The organism is Bradyrhizobium sp. SEMIA, assembly GCF_014844175.1.
GTDB lineage: Bacteria > Pseudomonadota > Alphaproteobacteria > Rhizobiales > Xanthobacteraceae > Bradyrhizobium > Bradyrhizobium arachidis.
Genome location: NZ_CP046601.1, coordinates 9,301,485 through 9,322,359 on the forward strand (window position 1 = coordinate 9,301,485; position 20,875 = coordinate 9,322,359).

A 20,875-nucleotide genomic window follows, 5' to 3' on the forward strand; every position below is an offset into this window, starting at 1 on the left:
ATGTTGAACCTTGCCGAATATCGCCATTCCAGCGCGCGCCTCGCCGACTTCCTGCCTTGGGCAGCCCTCGTCGACGAAGGAATCATCCTGAACAAGGACGGCTCTTTCCAGCGGACAGCAAAGTTCCGAGGACCCGACCTAGATAGCGCAGTGCCGGCTGAACTCGTCGCGGTCGCGGGGCGCTTGAATAACGCCTTGCGTCGCCTGGGATCTGGTTGGGCCTTATTTGTTGAGGCGCAGCGTCATTTTGCTGGGGCCTATCCTCCGAACACCTTCCCGGATGTCGCGTCCGCACTGGTCGACGCCGAGCGCAGAGCTCAGTTCGAGGAGGCCGGTGCCCATTATGAGTCCAGCTATTTCCTGACCTTCCTCTATTTGCCTCCAGAGGAAGGGGCCGCCAGGGCAGAGCAACTGCTTTACGAGGGGCGCGATCGCACCGTCGGAGCCGACGCGCGCGAGGTCCTCCGCGGGTTTATCGACCAGACAAACCGCGTGCTGCAACTCGTTGAAGGGTTCATGCCGGAATGTGCTTGGCTCGATGATCAGGACACGCTGACCTACCTGCACTCGACGATCTCGACCAAGCGTCACCGCGTTCGCGTGCCTGAAATTCCCATGTACATCGATGCGCTGTTGGCCGACCAGCCGCTGACCGGCGGGCTAGAGCCGATGTTGGGCTCAGCTAATCTTCGAGTCCTGACGATTGTCGGCTTCCCGGGCGCGACGACCCCGGGAATTCTGGATGAGCTGAATCGCCTGCCATTCTCTTATCGTTGGTCGACCCGGGCGATCATGCTCGACAAGACCGATGCCACCAAGCTGTTGACCAGGATTCGCCGGCAGTGGTTTGCCAAGCGAAAGTCCATCGGCGCCGTCCTCAAAGAGGTGATGACGAACGAGGCGGAGACGCTACTCGATACCGACGCCCACAACAAAGCGCTTGATGCCGACGCGGCGTTGCAGGAACTGGGGTCCGATCAGATCGGACAAGCCTTTGTCACGGCAACCATTACCGTCTGGGATCGCGATCCCAGTGCTGCCGACGAAAAGCTGAGGCTGGTCGAGAAGGTCATCCAGGGCCGCGATTTCACCTGCATGATCGAGACGGTGAACGCCGTCGAAGCTTGGCTCGGCAGCCTGCCGGGACATGTCTATGCCAATGTGCGGCAGCCGCCGATCTCGACCCTCAACCTCGCCCATATGATTCCAATGTCGGCCGTTTGGGCCGGTGAGGCGAGGGATCTGCACTTCAAGGGTCCGCCGCTTCTGTTCGGCAAGACGGATGGATCGACGCCCTTCCGATTCTCTCTCCACGTCGGCGACGTCGGCCACACCCTCGTGGTAGGGCCGACAGGTGCCGGCAAGTCGGTCCTGCTCGCTCTGATGGCGCTACAATTCCGTCGTTACCCGAACTCGCAGGTCTTTGCGTTCGATTTCGGCGGTTCGATCCGGGCGGCCGCGCTTGCCATGGGCGGCGACTGGCATGATCTCGGCGGCGCATTGTCCGACGGCAGTGAACAACCCGTCGCCCTGCAGCCGCTGGCCTGGATCGATGATCCCACTGAGCGCGGATGGGCCACGGAATGGGTCGGCGCGATCCTGGCACGGGAAAAGGTCGAGATCACGCCGGAGGTCAAGGATCATCTCTGGTCGGCGCTGACATCTCTCGCTTCGGCGCCGAGGGAGGAGCGGACCCTGACGGGCCTGTCAGTCCTGCTCCAATCGAACTCTCTGAAACGCGCCTTGCAACCCTATTGCCTGGGCGGACCTTCCGGGCGCTTGCTCGATGCTGAATTCGAGCGCCTTGGCGAGGCCTCGGTGCAGGCGTTTGAGACCGAAGGCTTGATCGGAACGAGTGCAGCGCCGGCCGTGCTGGCGTACCTCTTCCATCGAATTGGGGATCGTCTCGACGGCCGGCCGACATTGCTGATTGTCGATGAAGGGTGGCTTGCCCTCGATGACGAGGAGTTTGCAGGGCAACTCCGGGAATGGCTGAAGACCCTTCGGAAAAAGAACGCGTCCGTCATCTTCGCCACCCAGTCGCTTTCGGACATCGATGGATCTGCGATCGCGCCGGCCATCATCGAAAGCTGCCCAACGCGATTGTTGCTGCCGAACGAACGGGCGATTGAGCCGCAGATCACTGCCATCTACCGCCGCTTCGGCCTCAATGACCGCCAGATCGAGCTTCTGAGCCGGGCAACGCCAAAGCGCGACTACTATTGCCAGTCTCGTCGCGGCAACCGGATGTTCGAACTTGGCCTTGGTGAGGTTGCGCTCGCATTCACCGCAGCCTCTTCCAAGACAGACCAGGCCGCCATCACGCAACTCATCGCCGAACATGGAGCCGACGGCTTCGTGCCCGCCTGGCTCCAGCACCGCGGCGTCGCCTGGGCCCTCGACCTGATCCCCAATCTCGTCAATCTGGAGAAATCCCTATGAGGCGTCTTGGCCTATTGGCGACCGCTGGCACGGTCGCGCTGATGCTCGGCGTCACTGTTCCCGCGCGGGCGCAGTGGATCGTTTTTGATCCCAACAACTATGTTCAGAACGTCCTGACCGCCGCGCGGGAGCTCCAGCAGATCAACAATCAGATCACCTCGTTGCAGAACGAGGCGCAGATGCTCATCAATCAGGCGAAGAACCTGGCAAACCTGCCGTATTCATCGCTGCAGCAACTGCAATCATCGATCCAGCGCACCCAGCAATTGCTCGCCCAGGCCCAGCGCATTGCCTACGACGTCCAGCAGATCGATCATGCCTTCTCGACAAGCTACGCGCCGGCCACTGGCAACCAATCCAGCCAGTTGCTGGTCACCAACGCTCAATCGCGGTGGCAAAATGCTTACGCGGCAACACAAGACGCGCTTCGCGTCCAGGCGGGCATCGTTGGCAACCTCGACACCAACCGCATCCAGACGTCCGCGCTTGTAACATCAAGTCAAGGCGCCAGCGGCGCTCTGCAAGCAACGCAGGCCGGCAATCAGATTCTCGCGCTGAACGCGCAGCAGCTCGCCGACCTCACCGCTGTCGTGACGGCGCAAGGTCGGGCGCAGAGTCTTGAAGCCGCTCAGCGCGCCTCGGCTCAGGATCAGGGGCGAGAACAACTTCGGCGCTTCCTGACACCTGGGCAGGGTTATCAATCATCCAACGTGCAGATGTTCCACTAATGACCGACGTAAAGGCATTCAAGGCTCTGTCGCTGCTTACGACGATCGGCCTAGTGGCCGTCGCTGCCTGCACGATTCAGCTGCGTGGCGGAGACAATTCTCCGCCGGCACCGAAGGCGGAGCAGACGACCGATGCAACCAGCTCCGACCTCGCGCGCTGCCGCGGCGTCACTCCGGAAGAAACAGCGGATTATCGCCATTGTAAGGGCGTTTGGGCCGAAAACCGCCGTCGCTTCTTTGGCAAGATAGGTAGTGCCGCAGCTCCTGGCCACGACGATTCCGCCGCTGGCGTTGCGCTCGCTCCAAAGGACCAAAGCCGGATTCCACAGGGATATCCGAACTTGGCGACACCTGAGGCGAGCAAGCCATGACGGGTACGGGGATCATTGACCAGTTTCTGGAAACGTTCACGCGTTATATCGACAACGGTTTCGGATTGCTCGGTAGCGACGTCGGGTATCTCGCAGCGACCCTTGCTGCGATCGACATCACGCTTGCCGCGTTGTTCTGGAGTTGGGGGCCGGACGAAGACATCATCGCGCGGCTCGTCAAGAAGACGCTCTTCGTAGGCGTCTTTGCCTACCTCATCGGCAACTGGAACAGCCTGGCCCGCATCGTCTTCGAAAGCTTCGCCGGCCTTGGACTGAGAGCATCGGGTGCAAGCCTGTCCGCATCCGATTTCCTGAGGCCGGGAAAGATCGCTCAAGTTGGACTCGACGCCGGCCGACCGTTGCTCGACTCGATCTCCAATCTGATGGGCTACATCAGTTTCTTCGAGAATTTCGTCCAGATCGTCGTTCTCCTGTTCGCTTGGGTCGTGGTGCTGCTCGCCTTTTTCATTTTGGCGATCCAGCTCTTCGTCACCCTGATCGAGTTCAAGCTCACGACGCTCGCCGGCTTCGTGCTCATTCCCTTCGGCTTGTTTGGCAAAACCGCCTTCGCAGCAGAACGGGTCCTGGGCAATGTCATATCCTCCGGAATCAAGGTCTTGGTCCTGGCCGTCATCGTCGGGATTGGATCGACCCTGTTCTCGCAGTTCACCGCCGGCTTTGGCGGCAATCAGCCAACCATAGAGGACGCGATGACTCTGGTGCTCGCGGCACTCTCGTTGCTGGGCTTGGGCATCTTCGGTCCAGGAATCGCCGATGGCCTGGTATCCGGCGGACCTCAGCTCGGCGCCGGTGCGGCGATTGGAACGGGCCTTGCCGCTGGCGGTATTGTTGCCGCCGGCGCAGGCCTCGCCGCCGGCGGTGCTGGTCTCGCTGGCGGCGCGATGGCAGGTGCCGCGCGCGGTGGCGGCGCTGTCATGAGTGGAGCGTATCGGAGCGGAGGCATTGCTGGCGTTACGGAGGCGGTAGCTCGGCTGCAATGAGCCCGTTGCGTCGCGCAGCTGCTGCGCTCGGCGCAGGTGGCGACGCTGGCGCGCAGGCCGCGAGCACTTCGGCCGAAGGACGGCCCGATTGGGCGCGACGCATGAAGCGCGCCGAGACCATTCGGCATGGGGCCTCGGCCGCTGGCCACGCCGTCCGCTCCGGCGATCATGGCGGCAGCGGCTCCTCCGTCGATTTATCCGAAGGAGAGCGCTGAGACGCAGCCACTGCGCCTCTGCCGCACAGCCGCGCCCAAACCCTTCCATCGCACGACTTGAAACCGATCACTTGATCTCAGGGGCAACTATCGATGTTCAAACGATCTTCCGTACACTACGGGCGCATGCCCGAGCCGATCACGCCTTACCAAAAGGCAGCGCAGGTTTGGGACGAACGCATCGGATCGGCGCGCGTGCAAGCCAGGAACTGGCGCCTGATGGCGTTCGGCTGCCTGGTGCTGTCAGGCGGTCTCGCAGGTAGCCTTGTCTGGCAATCGAGCAGGGGCGCGATTACGCCGTGGGTGGTCGAAGTCGACCATCTCGGCCAGGCCCAAAGGGTCGCGCCGGCCAGCATCGACTATCAACCGACTGACGCTCAGATCGCCTACCATCTGGCGCGCTTCATCGAGGACGTCAGAGGGCTGCCGGCCGACGGTATCGTTCTGCGCCAGAACTGGCTCCGGGCCTATGATTTTACGACGGATCGTGGCGCGGCTGCGCTGAATGACTATGCGCGCAGCAATGACCCCTTTGCCAAGCTAGGTAAGGCGCAAATCTCAGTCGACGTCTCGAGCGTCATTCGCGCCTCTTCAGAAAGCTTTCGCGTCGCGTGGACTGAGCGTGTCTACGACAACGGCTCGTTGAGTTCGACCGAACGCTGGACTGCAATTCTCTCGATCGTGACCGAGACGCCGCGCGATGCCGAACGCCTGCGCAAGAATCCCCTTGGGGTCTATGTCCACGCTATCAACTGGTCAAAGGAGTTGAGTCAGTGACCAAGACGCCATCTGAGTTTCGTTTGAAACGTTTCCTCTCGCACAGCAAGCTCAATTCGCTTCGGTCCGAGTTGGTCAGCTCAAAACGAGCGCTTCTGTCCGTGCTCTTGCTTTGTTCATCGGCGCTCGCTGGGTGCGCGACTTATATACCGCCGGAGATCAGCTATGACGCGGAGGTCCCGGCGCTGCCGGCGACGCCGGTGGCTCTCGACGACAGATCGCGACCGCTTCACGTTCCACCCCTCTGGAAGCCGGCTTTCGGCGGCAAGTCGGGAGGGAAGGAAGACGCTGAACCCGTGAGCCGGGTCGAGACCGCAAACAGCGCAGCCCGGGTCGAACCGCGCAAGCGAGGGTATTTCAACGCAGCCCAGATCTACGCCTATAGCCCGGGTGCCCTCTATCAGATTTATGCCGCACCCGGGCAGATCACGGATATCGCACTCGAGGAAGGAGAGCAGTTGACGGGATCGGGGCCGATCGCGGCCGGAGATACTGTCCGCTGGGTCGTGGGCGACACCGAGAGCGGGAGCGGCGATACACGACGCGTCCATATCCTGGTCAAGCCGACCCGCGCATCGATCGAGACCAATCTTGTCGTCAACACCGACCGGCGCACGTACCTGATTGAGCTCCGCTCCCGCGAGCGGCCATACATGCCATCCGTTATCTGGTACTATCCTGAAACGGTACGCGAACGATCGCGTTCGGTCGCTCTGAAACCCGTTCTTCCCGATCCGGCACAGCGTATCTTCCGCTATGCCATCGAAGGCGACAGGCCTCCCTGGCGGCCGCTCGCCGCATATGACGATGGCCGCAAGGCCTATGTCGAATTCCCGCAAGGCATCGTGCAGGGCGAGATGCCTCCGCTTTTCGTCATCGGTCCAGACGGCAAGACTGAACTCGTCAACTATCGCGCTTACGGCAACGTATTGATCGTCGATCGGCTTTTTGCTGCCGCCGAACTGCGGCTTGGCGGCGAGCACCAGCAGAAGGTCCGTATTGTCCGGACCGACGGGAGGCCGTCGTCATGAATGTCAGAAATGGAAACGATCAGGAGCAAGCGGCGCAGCCTGAGACCCAAGAGGATCAGTCCGGAAGCTTTCGCTTGAGAGCGGAGCACCCGCGCGTGACGCGGTTGTCGCGGAAAGTACTGGCGGGAGGGAGCGCGGTCGCCCTCCTTGTCATCGGCGGAGCCGTGCTGTGGTCGCTGCAGAAGACTGGCCCTCGAGACCAGGCGGCCGATGAGCTTTACAGTACCGACCATCACAATGTCGCCGACGGTATTACAGGGCTGCCGAAGGACTATGCTGGCGTTCCACGCCAGCCAATCCCGCAACTGGGTCCGCCGCTTCCCGGGGACCTCGGTCGGCCGATCCTTGCCGCCCAAGGCCAGTCGCCCACGATCGGCGCTGATCCGGAACGGCAGCGCCGGGATCAAGAGATCGAAGCAGCCCGCATCAGCCATCTGTTCGCTTCGACCAATGGGAGAGAAGTGCGTGAGCCCACGGCTGCAGGTGTAGGGGGCGATCGCATCGTATCACAAAGCCCGACGAGTGCCAATGACGACGGATTTGTGCAGAATGGTCAGGACCGCAAGCTTGCCTTCGTGAACGCCTCTGTGGACCGCCGCACAGTCAGCCCTGATCGCGTCACCAAGCCAGTCTCACCGTATATCGTGCAGGCTGGGACGGTTATTCCGGGAGCCCTGATCACCGGAATCCGATCGGACCTTCCAGGCCAAGTGACCGCGCAGATCACCGAGAACCTTTTTGACACACCGACGGGCCGCTTTCTGCTTGTGCCCCAGGGAGCGCGTCTGATCGGGGTCTACGATAGTCAGGTCGCTTTCGGCCAATCCCGCGTCCAGCTGGTCTGGACCCGGCTGATCATGCCGAACGGACGTTCTATCGTTCTCGAGCGTCAGCCTGGCGCTGACACTGCCGGATATGCAGGCCTCGAAGACCAGGTCGACAATCACTGGGGTGAGCTGTTCAAGGCTGCGGCACTTTCGACGTTTTTGGCTGTCGGGACCGAACTGGGTGCCGGCTCGGACACCAACAGCAACGACAGCGCAATCATCCAAGCATTGCGGCACGGCGCCTCGGACTCGCTGAACCAGACCGGACAGCAGGTGGTTCGGCGCAGTCTCAACATCCAGCCCACGCTGACCGTACGACCTGGTTTCCCGGTTCGCGTTCTCGTCAATCGCGACCTCATACTTGCGCCATAGGGAGGATGAGCGATGCCGAAACTTAGAATAGGAGCGCTTCCAGACGACAAGCCGGTCAAGGTCACCACTGAGCTTCCGGCAGCGGTGCATCGGGATCTCGTTGCCTATGCAGTGGCTTTGGCACGCGAAAACGGGCAACGCGTCGATCCTACGAAGCTGATCGCGCCCATGCTGGCGCGTTTCATGGCTACTGACCGCGGATTTTCTAAACTGAAACGTGAAGGTCACGTACCGGCCGCCGGCGAAGGACAGTGATGCTCGTGGTTTCCTCGAAGCCATTGCCCACGCTAAATAGTTGCCAGCACAGCGAAGCGCTGCCGAGTTGGCATCAAGAGCTGAGATATGGCGACGCAAAGTGTGCTTTCGAGTTTGCCCGAAACAACTCCGATTACCAATTTTTCCCAGTTTTCAGCCGGGGGGCGCTAGGCGTCGACGTGCAGTTATTCGGTCATCTTTCGCGTTACACTGCTCCGGCCATCGACACTGAGAGGCACGTCACCCTCGATCGTGGCCCGACGTACGACTCGATGCTGGTTCCCGTAATCGTTGACCGCGTAATGATGCGTTGCGCGGTTATCCCACAGCGCAATATCGCCCTCTAACCAATTCCAACGCACAGTGTTTTCGGGCGCAGTGATGTGAGACTGGAGCAGATCGAACAGCTTTTGTCCATCGTATTTCCGGATTCCAATAAAGTCCTTCACCAAAGCGCCGAGCACTAGCGTCCGCTCGCCCGTTTCGGGATGGACGCGTACGACGGGATGCTCGGTCTCAAAAACTGTTCTGGTGAACACCTCGTCAAAATGTTTCTTGTCGACCTCGCGGACCCGCGCGATCCCGGCGTAATCGAAGACGTTGCTGTGAACGGCCCAGAGGGCCTCGGCAAGCCGTTGTAGCGGCGGCGGCAGACCAAGATAAGCAGCAGCGGTGTTCGACCATACGGTGTCGCCTCCGAACATTGGCATTACAACGGCCCGCAGGACCAAAATCTTGGGATAGGCGTCGGCGAAGGTCCCATCCGCATGCCAAACGTCGGCACGACCGCCGCCGCGAGTGGAGTCCAGTTCGAGGAGCGACGCCATCCCCTTGGTAGCACCGAGCATCGGATGTGGCACTAGCTTTCCGAGACGAGCGGCAAAGCGCTCATGCTCAGCGTCATTGAGATGTCCTTGATTGCGGAAGAAGATCACCTTGTGCTCGAGCAGTAAGCTGTTGATCGCGGCGATCGTGTGGTCCGGTAGGTCGCCTGATAGCTTGATATTTTTGACTTCGGCACCGATGCGCGCTGCACGTTTCACAACATCGGTGCTCGGAATGGCGCCTCCGATCAAAGCGTTTGTGCTCATCTTACTTTTCCAAGCCCTTGCAGTTCTTCCTCACCCCTTGGGATAAATGATCTTCAGCAAGCATCGTGCCAAGCAAAAGGCTAGCATGTACTCGATCATGGGCAGTAAACGAATCGTGGCATTTGGCGCGAGTCACTCGAACTGAGCCAGTGGTTGGGCCGAGTGACGAAAGAATTCGCTCACCGAGCCAACCCTTCGAATGTCGAATCGCGAAGCGACAGCAGGAGCGAGCAAACGGCAGATCTTGAGTTGGCAATAGTTTATGGTGCTCATGAATTATGTAGTCCGGCCCTGCCGCGCGGAAGCGCGCCTCGAAAACATATCATCCCACGATTGATACGTTGACGAACCGAGATTGCGGGCAAGTTCCGTCTCAACTGGCATGTCGCTCACTAGACGATGACGGTTCTTTCTGGGGACAAATCATTGGTGCATATACAAGCGTCGCGGCTCTTGCTTGCTCATGCTCCTAGACTGAGATGCGCGGCGCGCAACTGTCAAAATGTCGCTGACGTGAGTCTCCATTCCAAGTTGTTGTCACTTGTGCGCGACTTGGTTCAACAATGTAATTGCTTCCGGGGGCGAGATGGAGTTTGCAGAGCGTGAGCATTGCTGCCTCCGCGGCTCTTTTCTGGATTGCTTTGTTTTAAGCAATGGCCATCCCGGGCGGCGCAGGGAGCCGCAGAGTCGGATGGGCTTTCGAAAGTCTGGACACTTACTATGCGCGTTGTGCTGGACCTGACACCAGATTGTGCCGCTGTCAGAATACGGACAAGTGCCTGCACAGTGCGGCAAGCCCGAGCTGACGTTTCCGTTCGTGAATTTCGCGAGTTAATTGATGGCCCGACCGCTTGGATTCGTGAGAGCTGTAGATGTAAGATGGCTGCGGCACTGCTGGTCATGCACATTTTCGTCTCAGTCCTGAACCAAGATAAGAGCTGCAACTTCCTGGTCCCGTGCCAGTTTGCTCGCCGCTAGGCCGGTGGCGATACCAATACGATCAGGCGTGGGGCGGTTTTGGCTCATCTTGCGTTTGCCTTCGACCATGGTGATCGGGATGCGCACGCCGACGATTTCACGCAACTGGGCGCCGATGAAATCCGCGGGAGCATCGCTGACGGCCCAGGGCGTCGCACGTGATGTCTCATGGATATTCGTCAGACGCGTCACAACCTCAAGCAGGCGAGTGGGATCCTCGAAGAACTCAATCGGCCCATGGGCGTGGACCGCGATGTAATTCCATGTCGGAACCACATGTTCAGCTTGTCGCTTGCTAGGATACCAGGATGGCGTCGCATAAGCCTCTGCGCCAGTAAAGATCGCCAGAGCTTCTCCGATCGGGGCCGTGCGCCATTGCGGATTGCCCTTCGCCAGGTGCCCGTATAGTGCGCCGTGTTCGCCTTCGCTCTCGTCGAGGAAGAGCGGAAGAGGCGTCGCAAGTGGCCCATCTGATGTCGCTGTGACTAGGTTGGCCAATCGGGCGCAGCGGATTGTCGCTCGAATATTCTCGATGTCGTCATCTCGAAAGTGGGTTGGTATGTACATGAAGGCTCTCCGTTGGAGGTCGTCGAGATAGACGCAAGTCAATATGCGAGAAAACTGCCAGTTTTAGTCGCTCCCGTAGAGCTTCTCCGCTTCCTCTTTTGACGTGACGGCTTCGGATTTATTCGGGACGCGGGCAATTCCACTCAGCCGCTTCAGTCCGTCGAGCTGCCGTTGGGTGGGTGTTTCCGTAGCTATTTCCTGCGGGCTGAGCCGGGCATTCATGGACCTTCAGAGATCTTACTCCGGCTCGCCTGTATGAAGCGATCCGGCAGCTGTCGTTCGATTCGCACCGAATCGCGTTTTGGCGAATTAGTCCTTGATCTTGGCAAGATCGACGCCGCCCGCAAAGGCGTGTTCATCGTCTGAACTGCGTCGATGGGTACAAGTCGGAGGTGATCGCAACCAACCCATCAATTAAAACACGAGAGTTCCCGTCTATGGGGGACGCCCTCGCTCATGGGCAATCGGCCGAGGAGGTTGTCGAGGATTTTCCACCGTCGACGCGCGATCAGGTTGAGGCCGCGCTCGAATAAGCCGTAGCGAAGGTGCCCGTATCTCCCCGGTGTCTGAAGCGGGCGCTGGCAGAGCTACCCGGCCCTTGGGTTCGATGACGAAGCTGAGGCGGGCGAGGTTGCGCCGCGCCGGATTCCGCAACCGCGTATTTCATCGACGAGAACGCGGTTCTCGAGTTTGGCAATGGTGCCAACGCGAACGTGCGCAAGTAGCTGGCAACATGGTCCTAGATTAAAGCGCGCTCTGTGCTAGCGCGGTGCAGCCGGAACAGGAATTCGCCCGAGGGCGTCGCCGTGTGCAGGTTCTCGGTCAGCGAGTGGAACGCCACCCGATTGTCCTTCGAGCGAGGTCACGATGGCGAGCCGAGCAGCGCATCGCGCTGCAGGTCCGTGTTCTGAGACGCGCATGACGCCAACCAACATAGGCGGATACCCATCTGAAATAGGTTTCCGTATGGTAGCGCGAGGCGACAGAGTTTCCGCATATGTTTTGTGGCACCAGGCGCTTAGCTTAGGAGGCTACAAGATTTGGTAGCTGGCTAAAGCCAACTTGACGCCCTAGGATTCGGTCTCCTTCCCCGCGGCATCATCGACCAACAGAAGTGAACACAAGCGCACGTAAAGTCGGTGACCGCAGCGCCTGTGGGCACCTTGCGCCCCCTCCATCGCTTAGAGAGTGAAGTGCTACCGTGTCCGAACAACCCCTGCCGATGCTGCCGATGTGGCGCGTCGATCACATCGAGCCCTCGCCCGAGATGTTGGCGCTACGCGCCAACGGTCCGATACACCGCGTGCGCTTCCCGTCCGGCCACGAAGGCTGGTGGGTGACAGGCTACGACGAGGCCAAGGCGGCGCTGTCCGACGCGGCGTTCCGGCCGGCGGGAATGCCGCCGACGGCGTTCACCCCGGATTCGGTGATTCTTGGCTCGCCGGGGTGGCTCGTGTCGCACGAGGGGGGCGAGCATGTCCGGCTACGCACGCTCGTCGCGCCGGCCTTCAGCAGCCGCAGGGTGAAGCTGCTGACGCCGCATGTCGAGGCGATCGCTGCGCAGTTGTTCGAGAACCTGGCGGCCCAGCGCCAGCCCGCCGACTTGCGGCGCCACCTCTCGTTTCCGCTTCCGGCGATGGTCATCAGCGCCCTGATGGGCCTGCTCTACGAGGATCAGGCCTTTTTCGCTCCGCTGTCCGACGAGGTGATGACGCACCAGCATGAAAGCGGCCCGCGCAGAGCGTCGCGCTTGGCCTGGGAAGAACTGCGCGCCTACATTCGGGACAAGATGCGGGACAAGCGCCAGAATCCGGGCGACAACCTGCTGACGGATCTGCTCGCGGCGGTCGACCAGGGCAAGGCTGCCGAGGAAGAAGCGATCGGCCTGGCGGCAGGCATGCTGGTGGCGGGGCACGAGAGCACCGTCGCGCAGATCGAATGCGGCCTGCTGGCCATGTTCCGCCATCCGCAACAGCGCGAACGCCTGGTCGGCGATCCATCCCTGGGGGATAAGGCCGTGGAGGAAATCCTGCGCATGTATCCGCCGGGCGCGGGCTGGGACGGCATCATGCGCTATCCGAAAACCGACGTGACCATCGCGGGCGTGCATATTCCCGCCGAGAGCAAGGTGCTGGTCGGCCTGCCGGCAACGTCGTTCGATCCGCGCCATTTCGACGCGCCGGAAATCTTCGACATCGGGCGCCAGGAAAAGCCGCACCTGGCGTTCTCCTACGGTCCGCACTCCTGTATCGGCGGAGAGCTGGCCAGGCTGGAACTCAAGGCGGTGTTCGGTTCGATCTTCCAGCGCTTTCCCGCGCTGCGCTTGGCCGTCGCGCCCGAACAATTGAAGTTGCGCAAGGAGATCATCACTGGCGGGTTCGAGGAGTTCCCGGTTTTCTGGTGATGTGCGGACGCCGCTGGGGGGACGCAATCGTGTCCGCGGTTTGCCGGCGCACCTGCCTGCACCGCTCAGATCAGCCAGCCAACAGGTAACGAAGATGGACGTGCAAGAAACCACGGCAGCATGCCGGGACGCGTTCGCCGAACTGGCGTCGCCAGCGTGGATCCACGACCCGTATCCGTTCATGCGGTGGTTGCGCGAGCACGACCCGGTGCATCGCGCGGCGTCGGGCCTCTTTCTGTTGAGCCGCCACGCCGACATCTACTGGGCCCTCAAGGCCACGGGCGATGCGTTTCGGGGACCGGCGCCGGGCGAACTGGCGCGCTATTTTCCGCATGCGGCGACCAGCCTGTCGCTCAATCTGCTGGCCTCCACGCTAGCGATGAAGGACCCACCGACGCATACGCGTCTGCGGCGGCTGATCTCGCGCGATTTCACCATGGGCCAGATCGACAACCTGCGGCCGAGCATCGCGCGTATCGTCGAAGCGCGGCTGGACGGCATGGCGCCCGCTCTGGAGCGCGGGGAGGCCGTGGACCTGCATCGGGAATTCGCGCTGGCCTTGCCCATACTGGTCTTCGCCGAACTGTTCGGCATGCCTCAGGACGACATGTTCGGGCTCGCCGCGGGCATCGGCGCCATTCTGGAAGGCCTGAGCCCACACGCCAGCGATTCCCGGCTCGCCGCGGCGGACGCGGCCAGTGCCAAAGTGAAGGCCTACTTTGGCGCTCTCATACAGCGTAAGCGCACCGATCCGTGCCACGACATCGTGTCGATGCTGGTCCTCGCACACGACGATGATGTCGACACGCTTTCAGATGCGGAGTTGATCAGCATGTTGTGGGGCATGCTGCTGGGTGGCTTCGTCACCACTGCTGCGACCATCGACCATGCGGTCCTGGCGATGCTGGCCTATCCCGAACAGCGGCACTGGCTGCAGGGAGACGCCATGCGGGTGAAGGCATTCGTCGAAGAGGTCCTGCGTTGCGACGCGCCCGCCATGTTCAGCTCCATTCCGCGTATCGCCCAGCACGACATCGAATTAGGCGGCGTGGTGATCCCGAAGAACGCGGACGTGCGCGTGCTGATCGCGTCTGGGAATCGCGATCCCGACGCCTTCGCCGATCCCGACCGCTTCGATCCTGCCCGGTTCTACGGCACTAGTCCCGGCATGTCGACCGACGGGAAGATCATGCTGAGCTTCGGCCACGGCATCCACTTCTGCCTCGGTGCGCAACTGGCCCGGGTGCAGTTGGCCGAAAGTTTGCCGCGGATTCAGGCGCGCTTCCCCACGCTGACATTGGCCGAGCTGCGACCCGGGAGCCCTCCGCATTCCTTAGGACGTTCCGCGCGCTGCCGGTGCGGCTGCATGCGCAGGGGCTGCGATGCGAGTCTTAGTCGACCAGGATCTGTGCGGAACCAGCGGACAGTGCGCGGTGACGCTACCGGGTATTTTTCGCCAGCGCGAATCGGACGGCGTGGCCGAAGTGTGCGGGGCGACAGTTCCGCAGGCGCTGCGCGCGGCCGTGCGGCTCGCAGCCAGCCAGTGCCCGGTCGCCGCCATTCGGGTCATCAGAAGCGAAGCTAGCCGTGACGAGCGCGCCAGCGCCGACAGTGCGCCTTCTCCGGCGGACGCGGAGCGGCATGCCGCGAGAGACCAACGCAATCCAAGAGGACACGATGGGACGGTTTGAAGGCAAGGTGGCCGTGGTGACCGGCGCCGGCGCCGGGATCGGCAAGGCATGCGCCCTCGCAATCGCGCGCGAGGGCGGCAAAGTGGTGGTCGCCGACGTTGATGGTTCGGCGGCCACGGCTTGTACCGCCCAAATCGCGGCCGAGGCGGGCCACGCGCTGGCTCTGGCCATCAACATCGCCGAGGCGCAGGCTGTGGCAGCGCTGTTCGATGCGGCGGAGCGGCACTTCAGTGCGGTCGATCTCCTGGTGAACAATGCGGGCGCCATGCACCTGACTCCGCGTGACCGGGCGATCCTCGACCTGGACCTGGCGGTCTGGGATGAGACCATGGCAACCAATCTGCGCGGCACATTGCTCTGCTGCCGGCGGGCCATCCCAGGGATGATCGCCCGCGGCGGTGGCGCGATTGTCAACATGTCGTCGTGCCAGGGGCTCAGCGGTGACACCACGCTGACGTCCTACGCCGCATCGAAGGCGGCGATGAACATGCTATCGGCCTCGCTCGCCACCCAGTACGGTCATGCGAAGATCCGCTGCAACGCGGTTGCGCCGGGTCTCATCATGACCGAGCGTCTCCTGGCCAAGCTGGACGAGTGCATGCAACGGCATCTGCGCCGGCACCAGCTCCTGCCGCGCGTCGGCCGCCCCGAAGACGTGGCCGCTCTGGTGGCGTTCCTACTCTCTGACGATGCTGCGTTCATCACGGGCCAAGTGGTGTGCATCGACGGCGGCATGCTGGCGCATGTGCCGACGTACGCCGACGGTGGAAACAGCCGCGCCGCGCCGCCTTCCGGCGAGACCGCCGAAGCGGCTGCATCGTCGCGCTGGTGATGGACATGCTGCTCAACCCGCTGAACCGTCGAGATCGGCTGCGGCACGACATCCCGGTCGTGCCCGGCGCTTTCCCCTTGGTCGGGCACCTTCCCGCTATCGTCTGCGACCTGCCGCGCCTGCTGCGGCGTGCGGAACGGACGCTGGGCAGCCACTTCTGGCTGGACTTCGGCCCTGCCGGACACATGGTGACCTGTCTGGATCCGGATGCGATCGCACTGCTCCGGCACAAGGACGTGTCCTCGGCGCTAATCGAAGATATCGCGCCCGAATTGTTTTGTGGAACGTTGGTCGCCCAGGACGGCGGCGCGCACCGGCAGGCGCGCGGCGCGATCCAGGCGACGTTCCTGCCCACGGCGCTGACCCAGGCCGGCATCGGTGAGCTGTTCGCGCCCATCATCCGGGCGCGGGTGCAGAGGTGGCGCGACCGGGGCGACGTAACCATCCTGCGAGAAAGCGGCGATCTAATGCTCAAACTCATCTTCAGCCTCATGGGAATCCCCGCGCAGGACCTGCCGGAATGGCGTCGCAAGTACCGGCAACTGCTGCAGTTGATCGTCGCGCCCCCGGTCGACCTGCCCGGACTGCCCTTGCGGCGCGGCCGCGCCGCCCGAGACTGGATCGATGCGCGGTTGCGTGAGTTCGTTCGCGACGCGCGCGAACATGTCGCGCCCACCGGGTTGATCAACGACATGGTGAGCGCCTTCGATCGGAGCGACGATGCGCCCTCCGATGAGATCCTAGTCGCCAATATCCGCTTGCTGCTGCTCGGTGGTCACGACACCACGGCGTCGACTATGGCGTGGATAGTAATCGAGCTGGCGCGGCAGCCTGGGCTGTGGGACGCTCTGGTCGAGGAGGCGCAACGCGTGGGCGCGGTGCCGACCCGGCACGCGGACTTGGCGCAGTGTCCGGTCGCCGAAGCGCTGTTCCGCGAGACGCTGCGCATGCATCCGCCGACGCCGCTCCTGGTGCGTCGCGCAGTGCGTGAATTGCGACTCGGCCAACGGCGCATTCCCGCGGGCACTGATCTATGCATCCCGGTGCTGCATTTCTCGACCTCGGAGCTGCTGTACGAGGCGCCTCATCAGTTTCGCCTGGCGCGTTGGCTGGAACGCACCGAGCCTATCCGGCCGGTGGACATGCTGCAGTTCGGTACCGGCCCACACGTCTGCATCGGCTACCACCTGGCATGTCTGGAACTGGTGCAGTTCTGCATCGCCTTGGCGCTGACCATGCACGAGGGCGGGACGCGGCCGCGGTTGCTGAACGGCGTCGAAAAAGGCCGGCGCTATTACCCGACCGCACATCCGTCCATGACTATCCGCATCGGATTCTCATGAGCTGGCATCACATGCCCCTGTGGTGAGGCAGCGGCGCTGGCGAGGCGCGGGATTGCTGCACTCCCTGCGACGCAGACAACACCGCGGCGGCTCGCCTGTCAGGGACAAGGAATGAACAACATGCAGACCGGCTCTACGCCACAGGATGACAGAAGTGGTGATTCCGCGCTCGGCGGATTGGGCACGCAAGCGCGGGGCGCATCCGGCGGGCTGCTGCCCCAGATCTGGATGCATGAGGGCGCAAACCGGGTCGAACAGGTGCTGGCGCGTCTTCTCTGCGCCCAACACGACGGTGAGACCGAGCTGATGGCGGCGATGCGCTACGCCACCTTGCATGGCGGGAAGCGCACCCGCGGCTTGCTCTGTCTGGCTGCCGGCACACTGGCCGACGCGCCGGCGCACATGCTCGATGACGTTGGCGCCGCCATCGAGATGATACACGCCTGCACCCTGGTCCACGACGATCTGCCCGCGATGGACGACGACGTGCTTCGCCGCGGCCTTCCGACGGTGCACGTCAAGTTCGGCGAAGCTACAGCGATCCTGGTCGGCGATGCGCTGCAAGCGCACGCCTTCCTGACCCTGGCGAGCCTGGACGCGCCGGGCGACAACCGTATTGCGCTCGTGCGCGAACTGGCGCGGGCGGTGTCAGCCGAGGGTGCCGCCGGCGGGCAGGCCATGGATCTGTCTCTGGTGGGAAAGCACGTCGAGCTGGACAGGATCGTGGCGATGCACCGGATGAAGAGCGGAGCGCTAGTGCGCGCGTCCGTTCGCATGGGCGCTCTATGCGCGCTCGCGGAGAATGCCGCGCACGCTGCGCTGTACTGTGCGCTCGATCACTACAGCGCCTGTTTCGGCCTGGCGTTGCAGGTGATCGATGACATTCTCGACGTGACAGCGGATGCCGCGATGCTGGGCAAGACCCCCGGCAAGGACGCGGCGGCGCAGAAGCCGACCTGCGCGTCGATCATGGGACTGCAGGCAGCACGCCAGTTCGCGCTGGATCTGTTGCGCGATGCCGGGGACGCCATTGCGCCGCTGGGGCCGCGTGCGGAACGGTTGGCGCAACTCCTAGAGCGGGCCAACGCGTATCTCTTCAAGCACGCGCCATGCGCATGAGCGCGCCCGTCCGGATGGAGACGCCCTCGTGCCGCTGCGATCGACCGGCGAGAGATACATGCTGCACTTTGTCCGAGTCGCGGTGCCGATCGTCCGCCCCGGCGCACGCGGCGCCCCGCGCGCAAGCCTACGCGGCGGACCGGCGCGAGCATTGGGGACCTCGCCGCGCCGGAGCAGGGCGGCCGTCCGGCGCTGCCTACGCGACGAGCATGCGGGCGACATGGACTGCGTCTGCCCGATCCCGGTTCTCTTCAATCGTCTGCATAAGGAACATCCATCGTGAACGCGCTGTCCGAACAGATTCTTTCCGAATTGCGCGGCCTGCTGAGCGAAATGAGCGATGGCGGCAGCGTCGGTCCGTCGGTCTACGACACGGCGCGGGCGCTGCGCTTCCACGGCAACGTCAACGGTCGGCAGGACGCATACGCGTGGCTCATCGCGCAGCAACAGGCCGACGGCGGATGGGGAAGCGCGGACTTCCCGCAGTTCCGGCATGCGCCCACCTGGGCAGCGTTATTGGCATTGCAGCGTGCCGATCCTCTTCCCGGTGCTGCCGACGCTGTCCGGGCTGCAATCCGGTTCCTCCAGGTCCAACCCGATCCCTACGCGCATGCGGTGCCAGAAGACGCGCCGATCGGCGCGGAGTTGATCCTGCCGCAGTTTTACGGTGAGGCCGCATCCTTGCTGGGTGACGCGGCGTTTCCGCGCCATCCAGCGCTGTTGCCGTTGCGACAAGCGTGCCTGGACAAGCTGCGGGCATTGGCGATGTTGCCGAGCGGTCATCCGTTGCTGCACTCCTGGGAAGCCTGGGGGACGTCGCCGACGACCGCATACCCGGATGACGAGGGCAGCATCGGCATCAGTCCGGCGGCCACCGCCGCGTGGCGTGCGTACGCCGTGACGCGGGGAAGCACGCCACAGGTCGGGCGCGCGGATGCGTATCTCCAGATGGCATCGCGGGCGACGCGCAGCGGCATCGAAGGCGTCGTTCCCAACGTGTGGCCGATCAATGTGTTCGAGCCATGCTGGTCGCTGTACACCCTTCATCTGGCCGGGCTGTTCGCGCATCCCGCGCTCGCCGAGCCGGTCCGCGTGATTGTCGCGCAGCTCGACGCTCGCCTGAGCGTGCGCGGTCTGGGTCCGGCCTTGCATTTCGCGGCTGATGCGGACGACACCGCCGTTGCGTTGTGTGTCCTGCACATTGCAGGCCGCGACGCGGCGGTCGATGCGTTGCGCCATTTTGAAATCGGCGAGCTGTTCGTCACCTTTCCCGGCGAGCGCAATGCCTCGCTGTCGACCAACATCCACGCCCTGCATGCGTTGCGACTGTTGGGAAAGCCCGCCGCCGGCACCAGCGCCTATGTCGAGGCCAATCGCAACCCGCACGGTCTATGGGACAACGAAAAATGGCACGTTTCGTGGCTGTATCCCACCGCGCATGCGGTCGCTGCGCTGGCGCAAGGCAAGCCCCAGTGGTGGGATGAGCGCGCGCTGGCGGCGCTGCTGCAGGCGCAGCGCGGCGAGGCGGCTGGGCGGCCGCCGCGGAGGCCATCGGTGCGGCCGGCGCGCTGCTGCGCGCGCTACTTCCGCCGTTCACGACCGGCGAGCCGCCGCCATTCTGCTCCAGCATCCGGATCGCCTCGTCCGGCGTCGGCAGGTCGGCGACATAGGCGATGCGCACCAGCACCATCTCGGCGGCCGCGGCGGGACGCGTCGCAGCCTGCACCTCGGTGATGCCCTTGAGCAGCATCTGCCACATCCGCGACAGCACCCGCATCGAGATCTTGGAGGCGAAATCCCTCGCACGGACGCGCTCGGTCTCGCCATAGGCGACGTTGTCGGCGGTCGCCGGCACGATCTTCACGCGGGTGACGAAGTTCACGAACTCGGCGAGATCGGACAGCACGACGATCGGATCGGCACCGACATCGTACTGGTCGCGGAACTCCTTGAAGGCGGCGGCGATGTCGCCGCGGACCAGCGAATCAAAGAGGTCGATGACGCGGGTGCGGTCGGCGAGGCCCAGCATCTGCCTGACCGCGTCGGCCTTCACCTGGCCCGCCGCATGCGCAATCGCCTGGTCGAGCAGCGACAGAGAGTCGCGCACCGAGCCTTCCGCCGCGCGCGCGATGATGCCGAGCGCTTCCGGCTCGATCTCGACGCTCTCCTTGGCGGCAATGTTGGCGAGGTGCTTCATCAGCACGTCGGCCTCGACGCGGCGCAGGTCAAAACGCTGGCAGCGCGACAGCACGGTGACCGGAACCTTGCGGATCTCGGTCGTCGCGAACACGAACTTGGCGTGCTCCGGCGGCTCCTCCAGCGTCTTCAGGAAGGCGTTGAACGCCGCCGTCGACAGCATGTGGACTTCGTCGATGATGTAGACCTTGTAGCGGGCGCTGGCCGGCGCATAGCGCACGCTGTCATTGATCTGGCGGACGTCGTCGACACCGGTGTGCGAGGCCGCGTCCATCTCCAGCACGTCCATGTGCCGGCTTTCCATGATCGCCTGGCAATGCACACCCAAGGTCGGCATGTGGATGGTCGGGCCCTTCACCGAGCCATCCGGCATCTCGTAGTTGAGCGCACGGGCCAGGATGCGCGCGGTGGTGGTCTTGCCGACGCCGCGGACGCCGGTGAGGATCCAGGCCTGCGGAATCCGCCCGGTCTCGAACGCGTTGGAGACGGTGCGGACCACGGCCTCCTGGCCGATCAGGTCGTCGAATGAAGAGGGGCGGTATTTGCGCGCCAGCACCCGGTAGGGGGCATTGGCCTGGCCGGCGCTATCGGGGTTCGGAGGGGCGCCAGCGTCGGTCATCGGTCGATCCGCAATG

Annotated in this window: 14 protein-coding genes and 4 pseudogenes; 15 read left to right on the forward strand and 3 right to left on the reverse strand. The window is 63.1% G+C overall.

Annotated elements, in window-relative coordinates:
• From trbE to FOM02_RS44675, 8 genes and pseudogenes are all read left to right on the forward strand, one after another.
• Positions 1-2,442: a conjugal transfer protein TrbE gene (trbE, locus tag FOM02_RS44640; protein WP_265441202.1), complete on the forward strand. Its 2,442-nt coding sequence runs from the start codon at positions 1-3 to the stop codon at positions 2,440-2,442.
• Positions 2,439-3,170 carry a P-type conjugative transfer protein TrbJ gene (gene trbJ, locus FOM02_RS44645; protein WP_265441203.1) on the forward strand — a complete coding sequence of 244 codons (732 nt, stop codon included), beginning with the start codon at positions 2,439-2,441 and terminating at the stop codon, positions 3,168-3,170. Before trbE ends, trbJ begins: the two co-directional genes overlap by 4 nt.
• Positions 3,170-3,541: a putative entry exclusion protein TrbK-alt gene (gene trbK-alt, locus FOM02_RS44650; protein WP_265441204.1), complete on the forward strand. Its 372-nt coding sequence runs from the start codon at positions 3,170-3,172 to the stop codon at positions 3,539-3,541. Before trbJ ends, trbK-alt begins: the two co-directional genes overlap by 1 nt.
• A pseudogene (gene trbL / locus FOM02_RS44655) lies at positions 3,538-4,757 on the forward strand (P-type conjugative transfer protein TrbL). The gene trbK-alt and the pseudogene trbL overlap by 4 nt, the downstream one beginning before the upstream one ends.
• A 93-nt stretch (positions 4,758-4,850) precedes the next feature.
• Entirely contained in the window at positions 4,851-5,534 is a 684-nt protein-coding gene (gene trbF, locus FOM02_RS44660) for a conjugal transfer protein TrbF (protein ID WP_265441205.1), read from the forward strand.
• Positions 5,531-6,565 (forward strand): P-type conjugative transfer protein TrbG, encoded by a 1,035-nt coding sequence (gene trbG / locus FOM02_RS44665; protein WP_027564007.1) that lies wholly within the window; start codon positions 5,531-5,533, stop codon positions 6,563-6,565. Before trbF ends, trbG begins: the two co-directional genes overlap by 4 nt.
• A complete protein-coding gene (locus tag FOM02_RS44670) occupies positions 6,562-7,764 on the forward strand; it encodes a TrbI/VirB10 family protein (protein WP_027564008.1) in 1,203 nt (400 codons plus the stop codon). The genes trbG and FOM02_RS44670 overlap by 4 nt, the downstream gene beginning before the upstream one ends.
• A gap of 12 nt (positions 7,765-7,776) precedes the next feature.
• The gene (locus FOM02_RS44675; protein ID WP_084334931.1) at positions 7,777-8,019 is read left to right on the forward strand and encodes a DUF2274 domain-containing protein; all 243 of its coding nucleotides are present in this window, start codon (positions 7,777-7,779) and stop codon (positions 8,017-8,019) included.
• Positions 8,020-8,204: 185 nt separating this feature from the next.
• Here FOM02_RS44675 and FOM02_RS44680 read toward each other — a convergent pair whose 3' ends face one another.
• The gene (locus FOM02_RS44680; RefSeq protein WP_265441206.1) at positions 8,205-9,110 is read right to left on the reverse strand and encodes a TauD/TfdA dioxygenase family protein; all 906 of its coding nucleotides are present in this window, start codon (positions 9,108-9,110) and stop codon (positions 8,205-8,207) included.
• Between the two features lie 915 nt (positions 9,111-10,025).
• The gene (locus FOM02_RS44685; protein WP_265441207.1) at positions 10,026-10,655 is read right to left on the reverse strand and encodes an FMN-binding negative transcriptional regulator; all 630 of its coding nucleotides are present in this window, start codon (positions 10,653-10,655) and stop codon (positions 10,026-10,028) included.
• A 1,201-nt stretch (positions 10,656-11,856) separates the two neighbouring features.
• Here FOM02_RS44685 and FOM02_RS44690 point away from each other — a divergent pair.
• The 7 genes and pseudogenes from FOM02_RS44690 to FOM02_RS47035 form a co-directional block, all read left to right on the forward strand.
• Positions 11,857-13,059: a cytochrome P450 gene (locus FOM02_RS44690; RefSeq protein ID WP_265441208.1), complete on the forward strand. Its 1,203-nt coding sequence runs from the start codon at positions 11,857-11,859 to the stop codon at positions 13,057-13,059.
• Positions 13,060-13,153: 94 nt separating this feature from the next.
• Positions 13,154-14,454: pseudogene (locus tag FOM02_RS44695) on the forward strand (cytochrome P450).
• A complete protein-coding gene (locus FOM02_RS44700; RefSeq protein ID WP_265441209.1) occupies positions 14,442-14,750 on the forward strand; it encodes a ferredoxin in 309 nt (102 codons plus the stop codon). Before FOM02_RS44695 ends, FOM02_RS44700 begins: the two are co-directional and overlap by 13 nt.
• Complete coding sequence (locus FOM02_RS44705) at positions 14,737-15,582, forward strand: SDR family oxidoreductase (RefSeq protein ID WP_027564013.1); 846 nt, start codon at positions 14,737-14,739, stop codon at positions 15,580-15,582. Before FOM02_RS44700 ends, FOM02_RS44705 begins: the two co-directional genes overlap by 14 nt.
• On the forward strand, positions 15,582-16,925 hold the full coding sequence (locus FOM02_RS44710; RefSeq protein WP_265441210.1) for a cytochrome P450: 1,344 nt from the start codon (positions 15,582-15,584) through the stop codon (positions 16,923-16,925). The genes FOM02_RS44705 and FOM02_RS44710 overlap by 1 nt, the downstream gene beginning before the upstream one ends.
• Before the next feature lie 120 nt (positions 16,926-17,045).
• The gene (locus FOM02_RS44715) at positions 17,046-18,044 is read left to right on the forward strand and encodes a polyprenyl synthetase family protein (protein ID WP_265442272.1); all 999 of its coding nucleotides are present in this window, start codon (positions 17,046-17,048) and stop codon (positions 18,042-18,044) included.
• 279 nt (positions 18,045-18,323) lie between these two features.
• Positions 18,324-19,580 (forward strand): annotated as a pseudogene (locus tag FOM02_RS47035) (hypothetical protein); the annotation flags it as partial.
• Here the strand turns inward: FOM02_RS47035 and FOM02_RS44725 are convergent.
• Positions 19,480-20,859, reverse strand: a pseudogene (locus FOM02_RS44725) (DNA polymerase III subunit gamma/tau); the annotation flags it as partial. The pseudogenes FOM02_RS47035 and FOM02_RS44725 overlap by 101 nt on opposite strands.
• Between the last annotated feature and the right edge of the window lie 16 nt (positions 20,860-20,875).